The sequence below is a fragment of the Ruminococcus sp. OM04-4AA genome (genome assembly GCF_003462585.1).
In the GTDB taxonomy this organism is placed as follows: domain Bacteria; phylum Bacillota; class Clostridia; order Lachnospirales; family Lachnospiraceae; genus Mediterraneibacter; species Mediterraneibacter faecis.
Genome location: NZ_QTZH01000125.1, coordinates 1 through 2,184, shown reverse-complemented (window position 1 = coordinate 2,184; position 2,184 = coordinate 1). Strand labels below are relative to the sequence as shown.

Genomic DNA, 2,184 nt, shown 5'->3' with positions numbered 1-2,184 from the left:
TTCCTTACAATGCAGTTGTGGAGCTTGTCAATCCAGTAGCCGATACGGTATCAAGAAAAACCTATACGGGTGCAGATGTGGACTGGTATGTAAAGGCAGAGGATATTGTGTTGAAGAATAAAGGCAACCAGAACGCAGGTAGCCCACAGAACCCTACACCGCAGGGACAGCCGAAGAAATAAAAGTGATGTATTTGTCTTAATTTTGATTGACACGAACAATGCGGAGTGATATATTTATCTCATAAAGATACAAAAACATCTCATTTGAAAGGAGAGATAAATATGTCAAAGAAACAAATTAAAAAAATTATTTTTATGGGGGTAGGGTGTGCTTTATTGCTTATTGTTGGTACAATCTACTCCCTATTATACAATGATGGACGCTGGGTCAAAAATATGGATATGTCGGAATATGTATTTTCTTACAAGGATATTCCTATGTTAGTAATTGGAGCTTTAATAGCACTATATGCTATCTATATAGTAATTATCTGCTTTAAAAATGTCTTTTCAAAAAACAGCAGGGAAAAACGATATTCAAGAACAATTTCTCCTTACTGGGGATTTTGTGGAATGTTTGGTTTTCTGGGGTTTGGCGGATTTTGGACATACTATAAATTTGGAGAAATATTTCCTTTTGCTTTTTTCATATTTTTTGGTTTTTTCAGTTTTTTCTTTGAAGGTAAACTTTCTCATATCTTAGAAGACGAGCTTTTTCAAGAAAATAAACGTAAGGCACAATTAGAAGCCTACAAGATAGGTTTTAAACTATTATTTGTAGTTATCTGGCTTATGGCAATAGGTATGTTTTCCCGTAATGTTGAGTGGTGTGCAATATTTATGCTGATTTCTGTTTCACTTATCTATGCTCTTGTTCTTTTTCTTAGCAACTATTTATTATATCGTTATGAAAAAAGGGAATAAATTATGGAAGCAAAGTTTGTATGTAATTTAAAAAAATATCGTGTAGCACAAGAATTAACACAAGAACAACTCGCTGACATTGTAGGTGTTCGTCGTGAAACTATTATGAGATTAGAAAAAGCACAATATAATCCGTCACTTAAATTGGCAATAGATATTTCAAGAGCTGTAAAAGCTCCGATAGAAGATATATTTATTTTTGAATAAAGACAGTTTAAAGCAGTTAGTCTTAGGATTGACTGCTTTTTTCATATCCAGAAAGGAGTGATTGATTTATGCGTAAGATTTGTAACAAAGGACACCGTATCAGAGCCAGCGACAAGCAACTTGTCTATCACTTTTCCATAGGGACGCTTCTGTTTGTATTCGTAGCGGTTCTTTTGCTACTGAATACGAAACAGCTCATGCGTACCGATTGGGAGCATTTCAGCTTGTTAGAGAACGGCTTGACGCTCTCCCCTTACAACTTCATAACCATACTGATAGCGACTGGTGTTTGTGCATTGGTCGCTTTTCTGTATTACCGCTTCTGTTACGATAGTTTCAAGAAGCTCCTGCACCGTCAAAAGCTGGCAAGAATGATACTGGAAAATAAGTGGTATGAAGCCGATACCGTACAAGACAGCGGTTTTTTTACTGACCTGCAAAGCAGATCAAGAGAAAAAATCGTCTGGTTTCCAAAGATTTATTATCAAATGGAAAAGGGACTGCTTCATATCCGCTGTGAAATCACGCTGGGGAAATATCAAGACCAGCTTTTACGGTTAGAGGATAAATTGGAAAGTGGCTTGTATTGTGAGCTGACCGACAAGACCCTGCATGACGGCTATATCGAATATACCCTGCTTTATGATATGATAGCAAATCGCATTACCATTGATGAAGTACGTGCAGAAAAAGGCTGTCTTAGATTGATGAAAAATCTTGTCTGGGAATATGACGCACTCCCCCACGCTCTGATTGCTGGTGGAACTGGTGGCGGTAAAACTTATTTTCTGCTGACGCTCATTGAAGCCTTACTGCATACCAACGCTGTCCTTTACATATTAGACCCGAAGAATAGCGACCTTGCGGACTTAGGAACGGTCATGCCAAACGTCTACCATACCAAAGAAGAAATGATAGACTGCGTCAATGCCTTTTATGAGGGCATGGTACAGCGAAGCGAGGAAATGAAGCGACACCCGAACTATAAGACAGGCGAAAACTACGCCTATCTGGACTGCCACCCTGCTTTCTTATCTTTGATGAATATGTG

General features: G+C 38.0%; 2 protein-coding genes and 2 pseudogenes. All 4 read left to right on the top strand.

Going from position 1 to position 2,184, the window contains the following annotated elements; genetic code table 11:
* A pseudogene (locus DXB52_RS15525) lies at window positions 1–182 on the top strand (DUF961 family protein); the annotation flags it as partial.
* A gap of 102 nt (window positions 183–284) precedes the next feature.
* On the top strand, window positions 285–926 hold the full coding sequence (locus DXB52_RS15520) for a DUF2178 domain-containing protein (protein ID WP_025579173.1): 642 nt from the start codon (window positions 285–287) through the stop codon (window positions 924–926).
* Window positions 927–929: 3 nt separating this feature from the next.
* A complete protein-coding gene (locus tag DXB52_RS15515) occupies window positions 930–1,133 on the top strand; it encodes a helix-turn-helix transcriptional regulator (RefSeq protein ID WP_008787613.1) in 204 nt (67 codons plus the stop codon).
* A gap of 68 nt (window positions 1,134–1,201) precedes the next feature.
* Window positions 1,202–2,184, top strand: a pseudogene (locus DXB52_RS15510) (FtsK/SpoIIIE domain-containing protein); the annotation flags it as partial.

Excerpts from the sequence above, each read along its gene's own strand:
- DXB52_RS15515 (WP_008787613.1), top strand. The coding sequence starts at position 930 with ATGGAAGCAAAGTTTGTATGTAATTTAAAAAAATATCGTGTAGCACAA.
- DXB52_RS15520 (WP_025579173.1), top strand. The coding sequence starts at position 285 with ATGTCAAAGAAACAAATTAAAAAAATTATTTTTATGGGGGTAGGGTGT.